The 20,692-nt window shown below is 42.5% G+C and carries 19 protein-coding genes, 2 pseudogenes and 1 other annotated feature; of the genes and pseudogenes, 18 read left to right on the top strand and 3 right to left on the bottom strand.

The window, feature by feature from the left end; genetic code table 11:
• Nucleotides 1–24: 24 nt before the first annotated feature.
• From M5V91_RS27525 to M5V91_RS27565, 10 genes and pseudogenes are all read left to right on the top strand, one after another.
• The gene (locus M5V91_RS27525; protein ID WP_009333220.1) at nucleotides 25–1,461 is read left to right on the top strand and encodes a replication initiation and membrane attachment family protein; all 1,437 of its coding nucleotides are present in this window, start codon (nucleotides 25–27) and stop codon (nucleotides 1,459–1,461) included.
• A complete protein-coding gene (dnaI, locus tag M5V91_RS27530; RefSeq protein ID WP_019383087.1) occupies nucleotides 1,461–2,390 on the top strand; it encodes a primosomal protein DnaI in 930 nt (309 codons plus the stop codon). The genes M5V91_RS27525 and dnaI overlap by 1 nt, the downstream gene beginning before the upstream one ends.
• A 275-nt stretch (nucleotides 2,391–2,665) precedes the next feature.
• A complete protein-coding gene (gene ytxC / locus M5V91_RS27535; protein ID WP_019383088.1) occupies nucleotides 2,666–3,550 on the top strand; it encodes a putative sporulation protein YtxC in 885 nt (294 codons plus the stop codon).
• A gap of 711 nt (nucleotides 3,551–4,261) precedes the next feature.
• A complete protein-coding gene (thrS, locus tag M5V91_RS27540) occupies nucleotides 4,262–6,193 on the top strand; it encodes a threonine--tRNA ligase (RefSeq protein WP_009333217.1) in 1,932 nt (643 codons plus the stop codon).
• 250 nt (nucleotides 6,194–6,443) lie between these two features.
• Nucleotides 6,444–6,567, top strand: a sequence feature (ribosomal protein L20 leader region).
• Nucleotides 6,568–6,744: 177 nt separating this feature from the next.
• Nucleotides 6,745–7,248: a translation initiation factor IF-3 gene (gene infC / locus M5V91_RS27545; protein ID WP_009333216.1), complete on the top strand. Its 504-nt coding sequence runs from the start codon at nucleotides 6,745–6,747 to the stop codon at nucleotides 7,246–7,248.
• A gap of 15 nt (nucleotides 7,249–7,263) precedes the next feature.
• The gene (gene rpmI, locus M5V91_RS27550; RefSeq protein ID WP_009333215.1) at nucleotides 7,264–7,464 is read left to right on the top strand and encodes a 50S ribosomal protein L35; all 201 of its coding nucleotides are present in this window, start codon (nucleotides 7,264–7,266) and stop codon (nucleotides 7,462–7,464) included.
• Between the two features lie 26 nt (nucleotides 7,465–7,490).
• Nucleotides 7,491–7,850: a 50S ribosomal protein L20 gene (gene rplT / locus M5V91_RS27555; protein ID WP_009333214.1), complete on the top strand. Its 360-nt coding sequence runs from the start codon at nucleotides 7,491–7,493 to the stop codon at nucleotides 7,848–7,850.
• 181 nt (nucleotides 7,851–8,031) lie between these two features.
• Nucleotides 8,032–8,114: pseudogene (locus M5V91_RS30760) on the top strand (DUF1294 domain-containing protein); the annotation flags it as partial.
• 9 nt (nucleotides 8,115–8,123) lie between these two features.
• A complete protein-coding gene (locus M5V91_RS30765; RefSeq protein ID WP_369426012.1) occupies nucleotides 8,124–8,246 on the top strand; it encodes a DUF1294 domain-containing protein in 123 nt (40 codons plus the stop codon).
• Nucleotides 8,247–8,309: 63 nt separating this feature from the next.
• Nucleotides 8,310–8,879 carry a TVP38/TMEM64 family protein gene (locus M5V91_RS27565; protein ID WP_019383090.1) on the top strand — a complete coding sequence of 190 codons (570 nt, stop codon included), beginning with the start codon at nucleotides 8,310–8,312 and terminating at the stop codon, nucleotides 8,877–8,879.
• Nucleotides 8,880–8,911: 32 nt separating this feature from the next.
• On the opposite strand, the gene M5V91_RS27570 is transcribed toward M5V91_RS27565, so the two are convergent.
• On the bottom strand, nucleotides 8,912–9,325 hold the full coding sequence (locus M5V91_RS27570; protein ID WP_009333211.1) for a hypothetical protein: 414 nt from the start codon (nucleotides 9,323–9,325) through the stop codon (nucleotides 8,912–8,914).
• A gap of 141 nt (nucleotides 9,326–9,466) precedes the next feature.
• Here M5V91_RS27570 and M5V91_RS27575 point away from each other — a divergent pair, with 141 nt between their 5' ends.
• Both M5V91_RS27575 and M5V91_RS27580 read left to right on the top strand, forming a co-directional pair.
• Nucleotides 9,467–9,958: a dUTP diphosphatase gene (locus tag M5V91_RS27575; RefSeq protein ID WP_009333210.1), complete on the top strand. Its 492-nt coding sequence runs from the start codon at nucleotides 9,467–9,469 to the stop codon at nucleotides 9,956–9,958.
• A gap of 108 nt (nucleotides 9,959–10,066) precedes the next feature.
• A complete protein-coding gene (locus M5V91_RS27580; protein ID WP_019383092.1) occupies nucleotides 10,067–11,152 on the top strand; it encodes a M42 family metallopeptidase in 1,086 nt (361 codons plus the stop codon).
• 123 nt (nucleotides 11,153–11,275) lie between these two features.
• On the opposite strand, the gene sspI is transcribed toward M5V91_RS27580, so the two are convergent.
• Entirely contained in the window at nucleotides 11,276–11,482 is a 207-nt protein-coding gene (sspI, locus tag M5V91_RS27585; protein ID WP_009333207.1) for a small acid-soluble spore protein SspI, read from the bottom strand.
• Nucleotides 11,483–11,623: 141 nt separating this feature from the next.
• Between sspI and M5V91_RS27590 the strand changes: the two genes are divergently transcribed.
• The 3 genes from M5V91_RS27590 to pheT all read left to right on the top strand — a co-directional run bounded on the left by M5V91_RS27590 (nucleotide 11,624) and on the right by pheT (nucleotide 16,478).
• Nucleotides 11,624–12,373, top strand: coding sequence for a TrmH family RNA methyltransferase (locus M5V91_RS27590; RefSeq protein WP_019383093.1), 750 nt, complete (start codon nucleotides 11,624–11,626; stop codon nucleotides 12,371–12,373).
• 508 nt (nucleotides 12,374–12,881) lie between these two features.
• Nucleotides 12,882–13,919: a phenylalanine--tRNA ligase subunit alpha gene (gene pheS, locus M5V91_RS27595; RefSeq protein WP_009333205.1), complete on the top strand. Its 1,038-nt coding sequence runs from the start codon at nucleotides 12,882–12,884 to the stop codon at nucleotides 13,917–13,919.
• Between the two features lie 144 nt (nucleotides 13,920–14,063).
• Nucleotides 14,064–16,478, top strand: a complete 2,415-nt coding sequence (pheT, locus tag M5V91_RS27600; protein WP_251174727.1) for a phenylalanine--tRNA ligase subunit beta — start codon at nucleotides 14,064–14,066, stop codon at nucleotides 16,476–16,478.
• A gap of 169 nt (nucleotides 16,479–16,647) precedes the next feature.
• On the opposite strand, the gene rnhC is transcribed toward pheT, so the two are convergent.
• Entirely contained in the window at nucleotides 16,648–17,586 is a 939-nt protein-coding gene (gene rnhC / locus M5V91_RS27605) for a ribonuclease HIII (RefSeq protein ID WP_284521622.1), read from the bottom strand.
• A gap of 159 nt (nucleotides 17,587–17,745) precedes the next feature.
• Between rnhC and zapA the strand changes: the two genes are divergently transcribed.
• The 3 genes and pseudogenes from zapA (at nucleotide 17,746) to polX (ending at nucleotide 20,670) form a co-directional block, all read left to right on the top strand.
• The gene (gene zapA / locus M5V91_RS27610; protein ID WP_009333202.1) at nucleotides 17,746–18,012 is read left to right on the top strand and encodes a cell division protein ZapA; all 267 of its coding nucleotides are present in this window, start codon (nucleotides 17,746–17,748) and stop codon (nucleotides 18,010–18,012) included.
• Nucleotides 18,013–18,014: 2 nt separating this feature from the next.
• A pseudogene (locus M5V91_RS27615) lies at nucleotides 18,015–18,555 on the top strand (CvpA family protein).
• Nucleotides 18,556–18,951: 396 nt separating this feature from the next.
• Complete coding sequence (gene polX, locus M5V91_RS27620; RefSeq protein ID WP_071156176.1) at nucleotides 18,952–20,670, top strand: DNA polymerase/3'-5' exonuclease PolX; 1,719 nt, start codon at nucleotides 18,952–18,954, stop codon at nucleotides 20,668–20,670.
• The last annotated feature ends 22 nt before the right edge of the window (nucleotides 20,671–20,692 follow it).

Raw genomic sequence — 20,692 nt, forward strand, 5'->3', positions numbered from 1 at the left:
CTTAATAGAAAAAGGTGAAATACCATGGCCCAGCATTGGCAGGAGATGCTCCCCATTGATCGATATACAGTAGCAGCCAGCGGGCTTTTGCATGATTATGACCGAAAAGTGCTGACGCTGTTATACCAGCCGCTCATTGGCTCTGTGTGCTTCAGTTTATATATGACATTATGGGCGGAACTTGAAGAAAATCGGCTATGGTCATCTTCTAATTCACACCATAGTTTAATGAATTTCATGGACATGGGGCTTAAGGATATATATGAAGCCCGCCTTAAGCTTGAAGGGATAGGACTTTTAAAGGTATACGTAAACAAAGATGAAGAGACAAGGTCATTTATTTATGAACTGCTTCCCCCGCTGACACCTGAACAATTTTTCCTTGATGGCATGCTTAATATTTATCTTTATAAGAAATTGGGCAGAAACCAATTTATGAGGCTTAAACGCTTCTTCTCAGAACAGAAGGTGAAGACAGCTACAGGGTATGAGGAAGTAACCAAGGCTTTTCAGGATGTATTTCAATCAGGACACCCTGGTTCTTTTGAGATTGACGATGAAGTGGTGCAGCTGATGAATGAATCAGAGGTGGAAGGGTATATTGGAAGGCAGGAGCAGGAAGGTATTCAAATCGGGAATGAAGATTTTAATTTTGAACTGCTTCAGGCAGGGCTGAATGAATCACTAGTACCGAAAAAGGCCATTACAGTTAAAGTAAAGGAATCTATCAGCAATCTTGCCTTTTTGTACGGAATCGACCCCATTCAAATGAAAAATATCGTCATCAGCGCAGTAAATGAAGATAATGAGATAAACATTGATGAGTTGAGAAAATCTGCACGGGACTGGTATCAATTCCAAAACCAGGACCAGCTGCCATCCCTGATTGACAGGGTTCAGCCTGCCATCCATCAGACTCATAAAAAACAGCCTGAAACGCAGGAAGAAGAGTTGATCCGTTATTTGGAAATCACCTCACCAAGGCAGCTATTAAAAGATATATCAGGAGGGGCAGAGCCATCAAAAGGCGATATGCAGATCATTGAAGATGTCATGTTTCAGCAAAAGCTTTTGCCAGGGGTAATTAATGTACTGATTCAATATGTTATGCTCAAAACAGATATGAAATTGACCAAAGGCTACGTAGAAAAAATAGCTGGCCACTGGGCTAGAAAGAAAATAAAAACACCCCAGGAAGCTATAGCTTTAGCTAAGAAAGAACACCGTCAATACCTGGATTGGGCGGAAGGAAAGAAAACAGCCAGCACAACCGGTAACAAAAAGAAGCCAATCAGGACAGAGATGCTTCCGGACTGGTTTGATGAAAAAAGCAGTTCATCAGCCAAAAAGAAAGAGCCCCAGCAGCAAATAAGCGAAAAGGATCAGTATGAGCTGGAAATGAAGAAAAAGGAGCTTCATGAAAAATTAAAAAAACTGCGTTCACAGGAGGTGACTGATTGATGGAGAAAATTAATGAAACATTAAGGCGCCTTGCGGGCAATGAAGGTTTTCAAAAAAGGTATGAAATGATGAGAAACCAAACGCTTAATCACCCTGAAGTAAAGGCTTTTATCCAAACTCATCAAGATGAATTGACATCTGAGATGGTTGAAAAGAGCCTTAGCAAACTCTTTGAGTATACACAGCAGAGCAAGGAGTGCAATAAATGTCCGAGCCTGGAGGGCTGTGTGAACTTTATGCAGGGCTATCATCCGGAACTTGTGATTCAAAGAGGATCGGTCGATCTGAAATATGATAAGTGCCCGCGCAAGGTCATGCACGATGAGAAGCGGAGAAATGAAAAATTAATTCAGAGCTTATATGTACCATCTGATATCCTTCATGCCACTTTTGATTCCATATATGATGATGACGATCGTATTGAGGCCGTTGATAAGGCGGCATCTTTTGTTATGGACTACCAGCCGGGATCCAAGGGAAAAGGAATTTATTTTTATGGGAAATTCGGTGTAGGAAAATCTTATTTGCTTGGTGCTATCGCCAATAAGCTTGCAAGCCAGAAAGTATCCTCCATGATTGTCTACGTTCCTGAACTATTCAGGGAATTGAAAAATTCAATTGGAGATCAAACTCTTAACAGCAAAATTGAAACCATTAAAAAAGCACCGGTTTTAATGTTTGATGACATTGGTGCAGAAACCATGTCCAGCTGGACAAGGGATGAGATTTTAGGGCCGATTCTGCAGTTCCGCATGCAGGAAAGCCTGCCAACTTTCTTTACTTCCAATTTCGACCTGCAGGGTCTTGAACATCATCTCTCCTACAGCCAGCGCGGAGAGGAAGAGAAAATGAAGGCAAGGAGAATCATGGAGCGCATTAAATACCTTGCTGAACCAGTGCTTGTAGAAGGACCGAACAGAAGAGTATAATCTGAAAGCTGCCGATAAAGTATCCGGCAGCTTTTGTTATAAAGTAAGAAATCATTCCTTTGAACTTTGATACTGTCTAGCTTCGGCAGCGTATACATCGCACGACCGAAAGCATTAGCTTTTGGGAGGACGTGGCGTTTTTAGTCTGCGTTCCTTCATGGGCAAGGCGCTTCCGCTTTTCTTATAGTTTAATGCACTAAAAGGCTAATCCCACTTCTAACTTGGCCAAGTCCGCCATATACATAGAACAGAGATTTGTATAAAGGGGGATTTGGTTGATCGAAATCATTTTCCAAAGCAGCACGGATGCGAGGAATTTTTATGAGCATCTTTATGTGCAGCTGCAGTCTTTTTGTCAATGTGATAATAATATTCTTCATTTTGAAGATCGACATATAGTCAGAGTCTCTGCTGGAAATAACGGCAATGTCCTGAATATTGTTAAGGAAGTATTTTTTCAATTTATAGTGAACCAGAAGCAGGATGATTGGTTTAAACGGATACTGATGGAGCATTATTATTATGAGGATGAAGGTGAACAGCAGCAGATTCTTGAAATCATTCACTCTATTTTGGAAGGAAGCAGGGAGGATCTTGCTGCGTTTGTCAGTGGCCTGGATGTAAAAGAAAGCTTGAGGAGCGCAATTGATCAGCTGTTTCAGAATAACATTTCCTTTTCTTTTGATTCTTTTGTAAAATTCCGAATGCGGCCGCTTATGAATGAAATGACCAAATACGTTGAAGTTTCCATCGATGAATATAAAATGGAGCAGGAATATCAGATGTTTATTCATACATTGAGGGACTTCCTGTCAGGAAAGCAGCCAAAGATTAATACGATCCATGTCGTGATGGATGAAGGTGTTTATTTTTATGATGAGCACTTGTGCGAAATTAAACGCGGAGAGCTATTAAGAATGATTGACCGCAAGCTATTATCCAATCATCCTGTATACGTGGATTCTGTTACGATTGCGCCGCTGCTCTCAATCGCACCTTCAGCCATTTATCTGTATTCAGATGATTTCGAGCAGCCGCTGGTCAGAACAATTCGCAATATTTTTGAAGAAAGACTTGAATTAAGCTCTATTGAAGCCTTTTATAATTATCAAAACGCCCATTCTTATGCCGATGATGAAAAATGTAAAAGATACCCTTGATTTTCCTGAAATAACAAACTATAATAACGTACATATTATAAAAATCGAGCAAAAGTTGCGATGAGGATATGGGTATTCTGATACGGTTTAAAGAGAGGGAAGGCAGGGCTGAAACCTTCCTAACACGATTCGAATGCTTACCGCCTCTGAACTCCAGCCAGGAAATGGGCTGGCGGGAAAAGACCGTTATCTTACTACAGAGTCGTTTTTCTTCTAAGAGAACGAGAAGTAGGGTGGAACCGCGTGTTAAATACAACTCGTCCCTTTTTTAGGGACGGGTTTTTTTATTTTTTCAAGTGTATAACCCGTTTTAGGAGCAAAATCTGAATCCAGCTCCAGCGCCTAGCCCCTCGAGGTCACAAGTTTGTCTAGTTGCGGCTCCAGGGGACGAAAGACTAACCCATCCCTTTCAGAAGGAGAAAACGCCTTCTTGCAGGGCTTGTCTTCGTCCCTGGGCAGTCGCCTCCACATTTCGGGGATCCTTCAAAAAGGAAAGAACGCCTTTTTATGAGGCCCGCCTTGTGCTTGTCGGGGCTGATCAAGGCGCTTGCGCTTTATCGCAGTCTAACGGACAGTATATCCCCATGCAAGTTGGTTACACTCGATAAGTATGTATGGATAACTGCCCGTAAGGCCCGATAAGTTCAACTAACAATCAGGAGAAAATGACTCCTGATTGGAGTTTCACTTTATAAATAAGGAGGAAATATCATGTCAGAAGTTGTTAAAGTTTCGTTTCCAGATGGAGCTGTAAAGGAGTACCCTAAGGGAACGACAACAGAAGATATTGCAGCTTCGATCAGCCCGGGCCTGAAGAAAAAGGCAATTGCCGGCAAGCTGGATGGAGAAATGTATGATCTTCGCCGTCCAATCGAAAAGGATGGAGCTATTGAAATTGTAACACCGGACTCAAACGATGCGCTGGAGGTTCTTCGCCACAGTACTGCCCATCTAATGGCGCAGGCAATCAAGCGTTTATATAAAAATGTAAAGCTTGGGGTAGGTCCTGTCATTGAAGGCGGATTTTATTATGACATCGACCTCGAAGAATCACTTTCACCAGAAGACCTTCCTGTGATAGAAAAAGAAATGAAGAAAATCATTAATGAAAACCTTGACGTTGTCCGCAAGGAAGTCAGCCGTAATGAGGCGGTTCAGATGTACAAGGAAATTGGTGATGAATACAAGCTTGAACTGATTGAAGCCATTCCTGAAGATGAAACAGTGACAATCTATGAGCAGGGCGAATTCTTTGATCTCTGCCGCGGAGTCCACGTTCCATCGACCGGCAAACTAAAAGAGTTTAAATTATTAAGTATTGCTGGCGCCTACTGGAGAGGCGACAGTGACAATAAGATGCTTCAGCGCATTTATGGAACAGCTTTCTTTAAGAAAGAAGACCTGGCCGAGCATTTGCGTCTCCTTGAGGAAGCGAAAGAGCGTGATCATCGTAAAATCGGCAAAGAGCTTAACTTGTTCATGAATTCGCAAAAAGTCGGACAGGGCTTGCCTATGTGGCTTCCAAAAGGGGCAACAATCCGCCGCAATATCGAGCGCTATATCGTTGATAAGGAAGAAAGACTGGGCTATGACCATGTATATACTCCGATCATGGGAAGTGTAGATCTTTATAAAACATCCGGGCACTGGGATCATTATCAGGAAGATATGTTCCCTGTAATGGAAATGGATAACGAACAGCTTGTTCTTCGTCCAATGAATTGCCCGCATCATATGATGATCTATAAGAATGGCATCCACAGCTACCGTGAACTGCCAATCCGTATTGCTGAGCTTGGAACAATGCACCGCTATGAAATGTCAGGAGCACTATCCGGCCTTCAGCGTGTACGCGGCATGACTCTGAACGATGCTCATATTTTTGTCCGCCCTGACCAGATTAAGGAAGAGTTTAAGCGCGTAGTACACCTGATTCTTGAAGTATATAAAGACTTCGATATCAATGACTACTCATTCCGTCTTTCCTACAGAGATCCACAGGATACTGAGAAGTACTTTGATGACGATGAAATGTGGGAAAAAGCACAGGCAATGCTTAAAGAAGCCATGGATGAAATCGGCCTTGATTATTTTGAGGCAGAAGGTGAAGCAGCTTTCTACGGTCCGAAGTTGGATGTTCAAGTTAAAACTGCTCTTGGAAAGGATGAGACATTATCCACTGTCCAGCTGGACTTCTTGCTTCCTGAACGCTTTGACCTGACTTATGTAGCCGAAGATGGAAAGCCTCATCGTCCGGTCGTTATCCACCGCGGTGTCGTTTCCACTATGGAGCGTTTTGTGGCATTCCTGATTGAAGAGTATAAGGGAGCATTTCCAACATGGCTTGCCCCGGTTCAAGTTCAGGTCATTCCGGTTTCTCCTGATATTCACTTTGATTATGCAAAACAAGTCCGGGAGCAGCTTCAGGCAGAGGGCTTCCGCGTAGAGCTGGATGACCGCAATGAAAAAATCGGCTATAAGATCCGTGAAGCTCAAATGCAAAAGACTCCATACATGCTTGTTGTGGGGGACAATGAAGTAGCTGAAAAAGCTGTCAATGTCCGTAAATATGGAGAGCAAAAATCAGAAACAGTTTCATTTGAAGACTTCATCTCAGCATTAAAAGCAGAAGTTAAACGATAATTATGAAAAAGGGCTGCACGAGCTGCAGCCCTTTTTTGTGAAGTTTTTGTGACAGCCGCAGAATCTGTAATACCCAAGTCAGCTGTGCAAACCAGAAAGTTGGCATTAAATTCATTTTGAAAAAATGTTGAAATCATATTGCCAAAAGCGATTAATTTTGTTATGCTTTTCTTCGTTGTGATAAAAGTTATTCGTTTGACACGAAATCATACTTTGTGATATAGTAGCTAAGGTAAATTGAATACAGTTTGAGGAAAAGAAGAAGCACCCGCTTCTCACCTGATTGACGCAAAGTGCAGTTGGCAGGTTTTACGTGAACATTTTCTGTTTATATACGTAAGTGTGGGTGTTTTCATCCGCACTTTTTTATTTGGTTAAAAACAGCTCTGCTTCCGCTCCGGAAGAGAAATGTTGCATAACTTGCGATTCAGCTTTGGTCCGGTGCAGCTGGCAGCTTAAAAGTTGTCTGCTCCAGCAGGCGCTTGCGCTTTTCTTGACCCAAACGTTGTGTTCGCATTAAACCTTGGAGGTGTCTAGCTATTAGCAAAGATATGTTGTTAAACGAGGGCATTCGCGCCCGCGAAGTCCGTCTTATTGACCAAAACGGCGAGCAGTTAGGTATTAAATCAAAATTCGACGCACTTGAAATTGCTTCTCGTGCCAATCTGGATCTTGTTCTGGTTGCACCGAATGCGAAACCTCCGGTAGCCCGTATCATGGACTACGGAAAGTTCAAATTCGAGCAGCAGAAGAAAGATAAAGAAGCTCGCAAAAACCAGAAGATTATCAGTATTAAAGAAGTTCGTCTTAGCCCGACTATTGAAGAGCATGACTTTAATACAAAGCTTCGCAATGCTATTAAATTCCTTGAAAAAGGCGATAAAGTAAAAGCATCGATCCGATTTAAAGGTCGTGCCATTACGCATAAGGAAATTGGCCAGCGTGTTTTAATCCGGTTTGCACAAGCATGCAATGAAGTTGCAGTAGTGGAATCGCATCCAAAAATGGATGGCCGAAGCATGTTTATGGTCTTAGCACCGAAAAACGACAAGTAAGAGGAGGAATTCCCAATGCCAAAAATGAAAACTCACCGCGGCGCTGCTAAGCGTTTCAAAAGAACAGGTTCTGGTAAACTGAAGCGTTCTCATGCTTACAGAAGCCATATGTTCGCTAACAAATCTCAAAAGCAAAAGCGTAAGCTTCGCAAAGGAACTCTTGTTTCTTCAGGCGATTACAAGCGCATCCGTAACTTACTAGTAAATCTTAAGTAATATCTCGAAATTAGGAGGGAAATAATATGCCACGTGTAAAAGGCGGTACAGTTACTCGCAAACGTCGTAAAAAAGTCATCAAATTAGCTAAAGGTTATTTCGGTTCAAAACATACATTATACAAAGTTGCTAACCAGCAGGTTATGAAATCCCTAATGTATGCATACCGCGACCGTCGCCAGAAAAAGCGCGACTTCCGCAAACTTTGGGTTACTCGCATCAACGCAGCAGCTCGCATGAACGGTCTTTCTTACAGCCGTTTAATGCATGGTTTAAAGCTTGCTGGCATCGAAGTTAACCGCAAAATGCTTGCTGAATTAGCAATCGCTGACGAAAAAGCATTTGCTGAATTAGCATCAGTTGCAAAGCAGCAGCTTAGCAAGTAATAATTATTCATAAAATAGCCATTCCCTTAAATGTGGGAATGGTTTTTATTTTGCTTTAAATGGACAGAAGCTTTTGTTTCATTTAAGCTCAATACAGACTTAATACATATAAAGGAGAAAGCTCATGGTCAAGACAATTGCTCTTATCTATCTGATTATGAATGTGGCTGGTTTTTATCTGATGAAGCTTGATAAGGAGAAGGCGAAACGGAATCAGTATCGAATCAGCGAAAAAATCTCTGGATCACAGCCATTTTGAGCGGGGCTGCGGGAATGACTCTTGGAATGAAGGCTTTCAGGCATAAAACAAAGCATGTGCAGTTTAAATGGGGACTGCCTATTCTGGCGATGCTTGAAGCAGGCTTACTTGTGTACCTGATTATTCTCTTGTCATAAACAATCAGGGCTATCCATAAGCTTTAGGGAACAGCAGGAATGACATCGGGGAGAGGTGAAGGCATGAATGATCAATTGACTCTATTGTTTGCCATGGCAGAGACTGCTGGAATTCTTGCTCCCATTGCTTTTATCTTTTTTCATATCATCAGGCAGTTTCTATTCATTCCGGTACCGCTTGTCTGCATAACTGGAGGAGTTCTGTTTGGAAGTTTTTTTGGTTCTGTTTTCTCCATTGCAGGACTGATGATCAGCAGCATTCTTTTTTATTTCTTGATCACAAAAATGCCGAGGACACATGAAAAGCTTTCATTACTAAGAAAGCGGTGGTTCGGGGAATACCGGAATTTGACTGTCGGTCAGGTTGCGGTTTTAAGGCTCATCCCTTTTATTCATTACCATTTATTGAACTTTTGTCTTATGGAGAGGAATAAGGGTTTTGATCAATATTTGAAAAATTCTTGGATCACCAATTTGCCGCTGGCTGTTTTTTATACCGTTTTCGGAGAATTCATCAGCCGATTCACTCCTTCAATGGTTATTCTGATTTTGCTTTCCCTTTCTGTTTTAGTATTTGTGCTGAGGGAAAAGGTGACTGTCATTAAATGGAAGGAATTCTTTAAAGCAGCATAATAAAAAACGTTCGGGGCTGCCGAACGTTTTTTTTATAAATGGTTTTTAATTTCATCTCCTGGTGAAGCTGTTTTATGCATAAATTCCTTCACAGGGCTTTTCCAGTCAATTTTTGCAGTGGGATAGGCCTCGGTTATCTTTCTTTCTATAAAAAGAAAATCCTCCCTTACCATCCCTTTAAGGGCCGATGTATTGTGCGGCCAGATGAAAATGGAGACCACATCAAAGGCATTGTCCGTGGTTCCCAGATATTTTTCGCCCTCAAATAGAACCCCTTTATACGTAATCAGGAAGTTCTTCCTGACATTTTCCTGGTCATCCCAAAAATAATATCGTTTCTGTTCGTGGGCAAGCTCGAGCTTTCTCTTAGAATTCAGCAGATATTTTACCGCGGTGTATATAAGAAAAAGAATCAGAGCAAACAATAGCATACGCAGGAGCCACATATTAACCAGCCCTCCATTATTATTTTCCTTACTTTACGGATGAGATTAAAAAAAGTTTCAACCTTTTTGCGATTTGTTATAATTTTTTTGATAGGCAATGTTTTGTATGTTAATCATTTATTTCTTATAGGATGGTGGAAAATGAATTATCAGCTATTATTTCAAATGCAAAAAGGGCTGGACAGCCATATAGAATCAAATCATGGTTTAGAGGAAGAAGATTTATTTGAACGTAAGGTGCTTGCGCTGCTGGTTGAATTGGGAGAGCTTGCAAATGAGACAAGATGCTTCAAGTTTTGGAGCCTTAAGCCATCCTCCCCTCAGGAAACAGTATTGGAAGAGTTTGTAGACGGTATACATTTCATTTTATCACTTGGAATTGAATGCGGATTTGATGCTGAAAAGGAATATGCTGTTCCTTTGGAAAAGGCAGAGTCAGTGAATGGCCAGTTTTTGTCTGTATATGATGAAATCGGACAGTTTCGGACTAGCCGTTCCCTAGCCGATTATAAAGAGCTTATTGCTGCCTATTTGCAGCTAGGGGAAATGCTTGGTTTTAACTCTTCAGATATAGAAAAAGCATATATAGATAAAAATGAAGTAAATTATAAAAGGCAGGCTGAAGGATACTAATCCTGCAGGTCCGCCTGCAGCCGGAGTAAATATCCGTCTGATAATTCTTTATATTAAATCGCATGTTCGGTATAATAGGGTTGAATAAATATTAAGGGAGTCGAAATGATGGCTAAATTAGATGAAACGTTAACCATGCTTAAAGACTTAACGGATGCGAAAGGAATTCCGGGAAATGAGCGCGAACCGCGCGAGGTTATGAAAAAATACATAGCAGCATATGCTGATGAAGTGACAACAGATGGACTGGGAAGCCTGATTGCTAAAAAAACCGGCAAAGAAGGCGGCCCTAAGATCATGGTGGCTGGCCACTTAGATGAAGTTGGATTTATGGTAACAAACATTGATGATAAAGGTTTCATCCGCTTCCAGACAGTTGGGGGCTGGTGGTCACAGGTTATGCTTGCACAGCGTGTGACGATTGTAACGTCCAAGGGAGATATCACCGGGGTAATTGGTTCTAAGCCTCCGCATATCTTGTCCCCGGATGCGCGCAAAAAGCCTGTTGAAATTAAAGACATGTTCATTGATATTGGTGCTTCAAGCCGTGAAGAAGCGAAAGAATGGGGAGTAAAACCTGGTGACATGGTGGTTCCATATTTTGAGTTTACGGTTATGAATAATGAAAAGATGCTATTGGCAAAGGCTTGGGATAACCGCATCGGCTGTGCAATTGCCATTGATGTGCTTAAGCAATTGAAAGATGCTGATCATCCAAATGAAGTATATGGTGTAGGAACGGTTCAGGAAGAGGTTGGACTTCGCGGAGCCCGCACTTCGGCTCAAAAAATCGAGCCGGATATCGCATTTGGTGTAGATGTGGGAATCGCAGGTGACACGCCAGGGATTTCTGAAAAAGAAGCCATGAGCAAAATGGGCAAAGGGCCGCAAATCATCCTTTATGATGCATCAATGGTCTCGCACAAAGGTCTTCGTGATCTAGTAACAGACACTGCGGATGAATTGAATATCCCATATCAATTTGATGCCATCGCTGGCGGCGGAACAGATTCAGGAGCCATTCATGTTACTCATAATGGAGTTCCATCACTTTCCATCACCATTGCAACTCGCTATATCCATTCCCATGCAGCAATGCTTCACCGCGATGACTATGAAAATGCCGTTAAGCTTATTGCTGAAGTGATTAAGAAGCTTGACCAGGAAACAGTGGATAGGATTACTTTTGAATAAGAAAAGCTGAAGGCCCGCTGCTTTGACCCGAGAGCTGATGGCGCTGGACAGTTATCTAAGTTTTACCCTTTGTTATTTAGCAGAATTAAAAAAACTCCGGAGCTATACCGGAGTTTTTTCATTTTATTTAAGGCCGCTCTCCAATGTTTGAAGCATTTCCAGCTTGTCTTCCTCTGAAGAATTTTTCCAAATTACTTCAAACAAAACACCTAATCCAGGCAGCATTTTCTCTTCCCCATTTTGAATGGCATCTACGATCGTATCTTTAAGTTCGTCTTGAGAGTTGCCTGAAACATTGTGTAAAATGGCATTGCGCAGGTTTAAATTCACCTTGATGCACTCCTTCCAGATTTAATTCGTTATTATCTTCTCTAATTTCGCTTTTATTATGTATTTCAAATAGGCTATAATGAAAAAACTGTATAAAGAAATTCCGGTTGTGCGGGATTTTCTATAAAAGGAGAGACCGTGTTGAAGCATATACAATCTGCAAAAAATCCAAAAATTAAAGAATGGAAGAAACTTTTGACCAAAAAAGAGCGGGACAAAACAGAAACCTTTTTGGTTGAAGGCTTTCATTTAGTGGAAGAAGCACTGAAAGCCAATCAAATAGCTGAAATAATCATTAGTGAAAATAAAGACATGCCTCCCGGATGGGATTATGGCGACATCCCTGTAACAATGGTTACAGAAGAAATCATCGGGCAGCTGGCGGATACGGAAACGCCGCAGGGAATCTTTGCTGTCTGCAGTCAGGAACCATCTTCCGAGGAAGTAAAAGGAAAACGGTTTTTATTAATTGATGCCGTCCAGGATCCCGGCAATCTGGGTACGATGATCAGGACGGCAGATGCTGCTGGTATCGATGCCGTTATTGTGGGTGAAGGAAGCGTTGACGCATATAACCCAAAGGTGCTCCGCTCTGCACAGGGCAGTCACTTCCATTTGCCGGTTTTAAGAGGGAATCTGTCTGACTGGATTGGCAGACTGAAAGAAAGTAAAGTTCCTGTCTATGGAACTGCTTTGGAAAATGCCCGGGAATACACAAAGTATGAGTCCTCTGATTCCTTCGCGCTGCTCGTTGGAAATGAAGGAAATGGGGTGAATAAAGAGCTTCTGGCTAATACAGCAGCAAACCTTTATATACCGATATTCGGGAAAAGCGAATCACTTAATGTGGCGGTGGCTGCCGGAATTCTTCTTTATCACTTAAGAAAATAGAAAATGGGCGGCCATTTTTTGAAAACCGTTTGAAACAGCCTCAAGAATGTAATATAATTAACAGCAAAATTATAATAACAAAACGATGACGGAGACCAATACCTTGCAGTCAGCCTTTTCAGGGAGAAAATGCCTAAGACTGAAAGCATTTTTACAGGAAATGCAAGGGAACATTCACCTCCTGAGTTGGCATCGGGACCATTGAAAAGTAAGCGAGAAAGAATAGATAACTGTCTAGCTCCGGCTCCTAGGGGCTAGAGGTCATAAGCCAATCTGTCATGAAGGTAAAGTTCAACCTTCATGCCATCTTGTCTTATGCTTGTCGCCTCCGCTTTTCGATGTAAAGATGTACCGGCATAAGCCGTTATCCCAATGAAGTGAACACGTGCATGAAGTACATATATGTGTTAAAAAGGGTGGTACCGCGAAACCTCGTCCCTTTATGGGGATAGAGGTTTTTTATTTTGGCCAAAAAAGTAAAAGTATTAATTTCAAGGAGGATATTTAGATGCAAGAACGTTTAAAGGAACTGCAAACTGAAGCGTTGGAAAAAATCAGCACTGCTGCTGATTTAAAAGAATTAAATGACATCCGTGTTTCTTACCTGGGCAAAAAGGGTCCAATAACTGAAGTTCTAAAAGGAATGGGGAAACTGTCTGCGGAAGAGCGCCCTAAAATGGGGGCACTTGCTAACGAAGTAAGAGACAGTATTGCTGCAGGAATTGAAGAAAAGCAGAAGCATCTTGAGGAAGCGGCAGTACAGGAAAAGCTGTCTGCTGAAAAGATAGATGTTACTCTTCCTGGACGTCCTGTCAAATCAGGAAACCATCATCCGCTGACACGCATTATTGAAGAAATTGAAGATTTGTTTATTGGAATGGGCTATACAGTAGCTGAAGGCCCTGAAGTTGAAAAAGATTATTATAATTTTGAAGCCTTGAACCTCCCTAAAGGCCACCCTGCCCGCGATATGCAGGATTCCTTCTATATTACAGAAGAGATTCTTCTTCGTACCCATACTTCGCCGGTACAGGCAAGAACAATGGAGAAGCATGAAGGCAAAGGGCCGGTTAAAATCATCTGTCCGGGAAAAGTGTATCGCCGTGACAATGATGATGCTACACACTCCCACCAGTTCATGCAAATAGAAGGACTTGTTGTAGATGAAAACATCCGAATGACCGATTTGAAAGGAACACTGGAAGTGTTTGCGAAGAAAATGTTCGGAGATGACAGGGAAATCCGTCTTCGCCCAAGTTTCTTCCCATTTACAGAACCATCTGTGGAAATGGATATTTCCTGTAAAATCTGCGGCGGAAAAGGCTGCAGCGTATGTAAAGGCACTGGCTGGATTGAAATTCTTGGCGCCGGAATGGTTCATCCCAATGTTCTTGAGATGGCAGGCTTCGACTCTAAGAAATACACAGGCTTTGCATTCGGAATGGGACCTGAGCGAATTGCCATGCTGAAGTATGGTGTGGATGATATTCGCCACTTCTATACAAATGATGTTCGTTTCTTAAAGCAATTTTCAATTCATGAGTAATTAGAAAAGCGGAGGCGACTGTTCAACCCCGACATGCATAAGGCAAGCTGCCATGAAGGTTGTTCTTTAACCCTCATGGCAGAATGACTTATAACCTCGAGGGGGCAGAAGCAGGAGCTGGACAATAAAAGAGGAGGATCATAAATGTTCGTTTCATATAAATGGCTGCAGGAATATGTTGATTTATCAGGCGTTACACCTGCAGAGCTTGCAGAAAAGATTACAAAAAGCGGTATCGAAGTTGAAGGTGTAGAAGTTTTGAATGAAGGCATCAAAGGTGTTGTAGTAGGGCATGTCCTTGAAAGAGAACAGCATCCAAATGCTGATAAGCTGAATAAATGCTTAGTTGATACAGGAGCTGGTGAGCCTGTACAAATCATATGCGGTGCCCCAAATGTGGATAAAGGGCAGAAAGTGGCTGTGGCTACCGTTGGAGCTGTGCTTCCAGGCAATTTCAAAATTAAGCGCGCGAAGCTGCGAGGAGAAGAATCAAATGGAATGATCTGTTCACTTCAAGAGCTGGGCATTGAAAGCAAGCTGATTGCAAAGGAATATGCTGAAGGCATTTATGTTTTCCCTAATGATACAGAAGTTGGCCAGGATGCTCTTGAGCAGCTTAATCGTGACGACCAGATTCTTGAGCTTGGGCTGACTCCGAACCGTTCTGACTGCTTAAGCATGCTGGGTGTTGCTTATGAAGTAGCTGCTATTTTAGGAAGAGGAGTAAAGCTTCCTGAGCCGCAGGCTGAGACTTCATCTGAAAAGGCTTCTGATTATATTGAAGTTCAGGTGGAAGCAAAAGAAGATAATCCTCTTTACGTTGCGAAGGTTGTAAAAAATGCAAAAATAGGTCCATCTCCTGTATGGATGCAGGCTCGTTTAATGGCGGCGGGCATTCGCCCTCACAATAACGTGGTGGACATCACAAACTACATTCTGCTTGAATACGGCCAGCCGCTTCATGCTTTTGATTATGACCGGCTGGGATCAAAGCAAATCCTTGTCCGCAAAGCAAGAGATGGTGAAGTGATTGTTACTCTTGATGATGCCAAGCGTGAGTTAACCTCAGATCACCTTTTAATAACAAATGGGTCTGAACCCATTGCACTTGCCGGCGTCATGGGCGGGGCAAATTCTGAAGTACAGTCGGACACTAAAAATGTACTTATCGAATCAGCTTATTTTAAAGGGGCAACGGTTAGAAAAGCTTCAAAAGATCATGGCTTAAGAAGCGAAGCAAGTGCCCGTTTTGAAAAAGGTGTGGATCCAAACAGAGTTAGAGCTGCTGCAGAAAGAGCTGTTCAATTGCTTGCACAATATGCGGGCGGGGAAGTGCTTGAAGGTTCCGTGGAAGCAGATGCACTGCAAGTGGAACCCGCTGTGGTGTCTGTAACGCTTGAAAAAATCAATCGTGTGCTTGGCACGGAACTATCCATGAAAGAAGTAGAGGATATATTTGCCCGTCTTCAATTTGAAACAAATACTGATAACGATACGATTACTGTTACAGTTCCAACACGCAGAGGCGACATTACGATTGAAGAAGACCTTATTGAAGAAGTTGGCCGCTTATTTGGCTACGACAATCTGGCATCCACTTTGCCTGTTGGGTCCTCTACACCAGGGCATCTATCTGAATACCAGAACAAACGCAGAATGGTCCGCCGTTACCTTGAAGGTGCAGGACTTTACCAGGCAGTAACCTATTCATTAACAAATGAAGCAAAAGCGTCTCAATATGCACTGGAAGAGCGCAAACCTGTGCAGCTGGCAATGCCTATGAGTGAAGATCGCAGCCTGCTCCGATTAAGTATTGTTCCGCAGCTTCTAGAAGTATTAAAATATAACTCTGCACGCCAGAACGACAGCCTGGCTGTTTATGAAACAGGAGCGGTCTTCCTCTCCAATGGAGAAGAGGATCTGCCTGAAGAGCGTGAGCACCTTGCTGGAGCGGTTACTGGCTTATGGCACAGCCACCCATGGCAGGGAGAAAAGAAGCCGGTTGATTTTTACGCTGTAAAAGGAGTTCTTGAGGGCTTATTTGATAAGCTGGGACTATCCGATAAGGCTGAATTCCGTCAGGCACAAAAGGATGGGATGCACCCTGGAAGAACAGCAGAAGTATTGCTTTCCGGGAAATCAGTGGGATTTGTCGGCCAAATCCATCCTACTGTGGAAAAAGAGCTTGATTTGAAAGAAACATATGCGTTTGAGCTTTCCTTAAAAGCGATCCTGGATGAAGAAGTTTCACCTTTGCAGTATGAAGCTATCCCGCGTTTCCCTTCCATCACAAGGGATATTGCCCTTGTGGCAGATAAGGGAACAGCAGCGGGCGAGCTTGAAGGAATCATTAAAGAAGCCGGCGGCAAGCTGTTAAAAGACGTTCATGTTTTTGACCTGTACGAAGGCGAACGGATGGAGCCAGGCAAAAAATCAATTGCTTTCTCCCTTAAATACTTCGACCCTGAACGTACACTAACGGATGAAGATGTAACAAAAGCGCATGATAAAGTATTGGATGCTGTGAAGGAAAAAGCCGGAGCAGTATTGAGAGGATAAAATAATGAGGAAGGCAGCCCGAAGGCTGCCTTTTCTTTATTTGGCCGTTAAAACAGCTCATTTGGCCGATAAACCTCTGCTTTTGGCCGATAAATATATATTCCAAAGAGTTATGGTCCTCTTAAACAGGAAAAAAGCAGCCAATCTCCTTAAATTGGCTGCTTCATTATCAATTATACTTCCTGCTGTAAAGCTTCATCGCTTTTTCAGTATTCGCAAAGTGCAGTTTTACAAAAGAAGGCAATGCCTCACGCCCTTTATCTCTGATCAGCCGGGCTGCTGCTTCATCAACCTTCGGACCGGCGCCTTTAGTGAGCCGGAAACCGGCCTTTGTGCTAAGATTTTCAAAGTGGCGCACAAACGCATAGCGGGCCAGGATGGATGCTGCTGCAACTGCGAGGTGGATTCCTTCCGCTTTTGTGCTGAAAAAGACTCGTTCCCTTTGAATGGTCTGCTGGTTTTTCAAATAGTTGAAGTAAACCTCTTCCTTTGCAAACTGGTCAATCAAAATGGCTTCAGGCTTTTCAGGAGCAATTTTCCCTAAAACATGCCCGATTGCCTGATTGTGCAGCAATGCTTTGATTTTCCCCTGTGACATCCCTGATTGCTGAAGCTTATTGTATTTTTCATTATGCAGGGTTAACAGGCTGTAGGGAACGATATCTTTTATCTGTTTTGCGATTTCAATGATTTTTTCATCTCCCAGATTCTTGGAGTCCTTTACTCCAAGCTCCTTCAGCAAAGGGATTTGATCTTTTTTTACGTAAGCTGCAACAACCGTGATGGGGCCAAAATAATCACCGGTACCCACTTCGTCTGATCCTATGACAGAAAGGGAACTGATATTTTCCGGCAAGTTGGCCGCTGCAGGGCTGGTTTTTTTGCTCGGCTGTGCACTGCGTGCGGTATCTCCCCATTTTTTTGCCTCTGTTTCACTTCCGCTGCCCTGAAAGAGTACTTTCCCCGATTTATAGGCAGTGATCGAACACCCTGGCACCTTTGCAGCAAATACGCTTCCGGGAGGCAGCTTGTCATTTAGCCTGCCTGAATAATAGGCCTTCATTTCTGAGATTTCATTTGCTTTTTTAAAAAGTACTACCTGGCTCATATTAATTCTCCTCATCTTTGTTAACTGTTTGAATCTGCTGCCTCTATTTGGAAAAAGATTTACATGAACTGAGCTCTTTTGACATGCTTTGACTTCCCACCAATATACGTTCATGTTATGATATTGATTAGGATTCTTTAAAAAAGGAGGGCATGGGCGTTGTCAGAGATACAAAGAAATCGCACAAGTGTAGATATTTATGGACAGCAATATGTAATAGTAGGCTCAGAGAGCTCCAGCCATGTTCGCCTTGTCGCTTCGCTGGTTGACGATAAAATGCGTGAGATCAGTTCGAAGAATCCTTCACTCGACATTAGTAAGTTAGCCGTGCTAACCGCAGTCAATGCTGTTAATGATTATATAAAGCTAACAGACCGTCTGGAACGGCTGGAAAACGAATTAAATAGAGTAAAGGACGGAAAGTAGTCATGCTGGATCTTGCAATTATCATTATTTTGGTTTTTGGCTTTTTTATAGGCTTGAAAAGAGGATTTATCCTTCAATTAATTCATTTGACTGGATTCATTATTGCTTTCATTGTAGCCCGTATGTATTACGGCGAGCTAGCACCTAAGCTGACTTTATGGGTGCCATATCCCAGCTTTAGCAGTGACTCGGCGATTCAGACGTTATTTGAGAATGCAGATCTTGAAGATGCTTACTATCGCGCCATTGCATTTGTCGTGATTTTTTGCGGTAAGAATATTACTGCAGATTATTGGAAGCATGCTTGATTTTGTTGCCCATCTTCCTATTCTAAAACAGCTGAATGTTTGGGCTGGCGGCATTCTCGGATTTATCGAAGTCTATCTTATCATGTTTATTCTATTATACATAGCCGCACTGATTCCAATAGAAGTGCTGCAGGGGCCGATCAATAATTCCTTTATGGCAGAATTAATGGTTAAGAATACGCCTGTTCTCTCTAACCAGCTCAAAGAAATGTGGGTTGAATATATGGCTGCGTAACTTCTCTTTTTCTAGAGAAGTTTTCTTTTGAAAGGCTGTTAATATAAGTTTTGTGGATTTAAATCTACAATCTAGCTAAATCCCCTGAGTTGGTTGGAGCGGAGGACGCTTGATCCTCGAAAATGCGTTCGCATTTTCTTCGTGCGGTGTTGCTCAGGGAGGTTATTCAATGTCCTGCGGGAGGAGAGGGAGCGGGAGACCCCACAGGCGAAGCCGAGGAGGCTCCCGTGCCTCCCCGCGGAAAGCAAGTGTCCGCAGTGGAAACCAACGGGCAATATTAAAAGGTAAAACCTCACTTATTAAGTAAGAGGCTTTAGAGGATAGCCATGATTTGAAGTTCAAACACAAAATAAGAGATAATACGAATACGAATACAGTTACAGGCAGGTGGTTTTCGTGAGTATAAATAAAAAAGATGTTGTGAGGCTTTTAGAAACAATTGCTGTTTATATGGAATTAAAAGGAGAAAATCCTTTCAAAACAGCTGCGTTCCGAAAAGCGGCACTCGCACTTGAATCAAATGATGAAAGCTTGACTGAAATAAAAGACTTTACAAAGCTATCCGGCATCGGGAAAGGAACCGCTGCTGTTATTGAGGAGTACATAAAAGAAGGAAAGTCTTCTGTTCTGGATGAATTAAAAGAAGAAGTGCCTTCAGGATTAATTCCTCTTCTTCAGCTCCCTGGACTGGGCGGCAAGAAAATTGCCAAGCTATATAAAGAGCTGGGCGTCGAAAATGCCGCAGATCTTGAGGATGCCTGCCGCAATAAGAAGGTCCGCGGACTTGCAGGCTTTGGGGAAAAATCGGAAGAAAAGATACTCGCTGCCCTTGAAAATGCAGGAACCAGACCGGAACGGCTGCCGCTTGCATATATGCTGCCAGTAGCGGTAGGCATAGAAGCCGCCCTGGAGGAAATGAAGGATATCGAAAAATACTCAAGGGCAGGAAGCTTAAGGAGAATGAGGGAAACAATCAAAGACCTCGACTTTATTATAGCTACAGACAATCCTGCTTCAGTCAAAGAGCAGTTATTAAGTTTATCCGGGATTAAAGAAGTGATTGCCGCAGGAGATACAAAGGTTTCCGTTGTTTTTGAACATTCCTATGATATATCGGCTGATTTCCGTATAGTTCTGCCGCATGAATTTGCCACTACACTCCATCATTTTACTGGATCGAAGGATCATAATGTCAGAATGCGCCAGCTTGCAAAAGAGCGCGGGGAAAAAATCAGTGAATACGGAGTTGAAAACAATGAAACAGGTGAAATCCTTACATTTAAAGATGAAGAGGAATTTTACGCCCATTTCGGACTTCCATTCTTTCCTCCTGAAATCAGAGAAGATGGGAAAGAAGTGGATGAATATACGCAAGACATGGAATTAATATCTCTTGAAGATATTAAGGGTGACCTTCATATGCACTCAACCTGGAGTGATGGCGCCTATTCCATTGAGGAAATGATTGAAGCATGCCGGGCCCGCGGCTATAAGTATATGGCAATAACAGACCATTCTCAGTACTTGAAAGTGGCGAACGGTTTGACTGCTGAAAGACTTCGCAGTCAAAAAGAAGAAATAAAGCGGCTTAATGAGCAATTCGATGATTTCACGATTCTGTCAGGAGTGGAAATGGATATTCTGCCCGATGGATCGCTTGATTATGATGATGAACTTCTAGAGGAATTGGACATTGTCATTGCTTCCATTCATTCTTCTTTCTCACAGCCGAAGGAGAAAATCATGGCTCGCTTGAAAACGGCGCTGCAGAATGCCCATGTCGACATTATTGCCCACCCTACGGGAAGATTGATCGGCCGCAGGGAAGGCTATGAAGTAGACATGGAAATGCTCATCGAGCTTGCAAAAGAAACAAATACAGCCCTTGAGCTGAATGCAAATCCGAACAGGCTGGACCTTGCTTCCGAGCATATCAGACAAGCTCAGGAAGCTGGTGTGAAAATAGTGATTAATACTGATGCACATAAAATAGACACTTTAAATCACATGGAAATCGGAGTTTCTGCGGCAAAGAAGGGATGGATCAAGAAGGAATCCGTTTTAAATGCCATGGAAACAGAAGATTTGCTCAAATTTCTGAAAGAACGCCAGTAGGAAATTGGGCATGAAAGGGGAA

The organism is Cytobacillus pseudoceanisediminis, assembly GCF_023516215.1.
Taxonomy (GTDB): Bacteria; Bacillota; Bacilli; order Bacillales; family Cytobacillaceae; genus Cytobacillus; species Cytobacillus pseudoceanisediminis.

Coding starts and splice junctions, on each gene's coding strand:
- M5V91_RS27525 (WP_009333220.1), top strand. CDS start 25: ATGGCCCAGCATTGGCAGGAGATGCTCCCCATTGATCGATATACAGTA.
- dnaI (WP_019383087.1), top strand. CDS start 1,461: ATGGAGAAAATTAATGAAACATTAAGGCGCCTTGCGGGCAATGAAGGT.
- thrS (WP_009333217.1), top strand. CDS start 4,262: ATGTCAGAAGTTGTTAAAGTTTCGTTTCCAGATGGAGCTGTAAAGGAG.
- infC (WP_009333216.1), top strand. CDS start 6,745: ATGTTGTTAAACGAGGGCATTCGCGCCCGCGAAGTCCGTCTTATTGAC.
- rpmI (WP_009333215.1), top strand. CDS start 7,264: ATGCCAAAAATGAAAACTCACCGCGGCGCTGCTAAGCGTTTCAAAAGA.
- rplT (WP_009333214.1), top strand. CDS start 7,491: ATGCCACGTGTAAAAGGCGGTACAGTTACTCGCAAACGTCGTAAAAAA.
- M5V91_RS30765 (WP_369426012.1), top strand. CDS start 8,124: ATGACTCTTGGAATGAAGGCTTTCAGGCATAAAACAAAGCATGTGCAG.
- M5V91_RS27565 (WP_019383090.1), top strand. CDS start 8,310: ATGAATGATCAATTGACTCTATTGTTTGCCATGGCAGAGACTGCTGGA.
- M5V91_RS27570 (WP_009333211.1), bottom strand. CDS start 9,325: ATGTGGCTCCTGCGTATGCTATTGTTTGCTCTGATTCTTTTTCTTATA.
- M5V91_RS27575 (WP_009333210.1), top strand. CDS start 9,467: ATGAATTATCAGCTATTATTTCAAATGCAAAAAGGGCTGGACAGCCAT.
- M5V91_RS27580 (WP_019383092.1), top strand. CDS start 10,067: ATGGCTAAATTAGATGAAACGTTAACCATGCTTAAAGACTTAACGGAT.
- pheS (WP_009333205.1), top strand. CDS start 12,882: ATGCAAGAACGTTTAAAGGAACTGCAAACTGAAGCGTTGGAAAAAATC.
- pheT (WP_251174727.1), top strand. CDS start 14,064: ATGTTCGTTTCATATAAATGGCTGCAGGAATATGTTGATTTATCAGGC.
- rnhC (WP_284521622.1), bottom strand. CDS start 17,586: ATGAGCCAGGTAGTACTTTTTAAAAAAGCAAATGAAATCTCAGAAATG.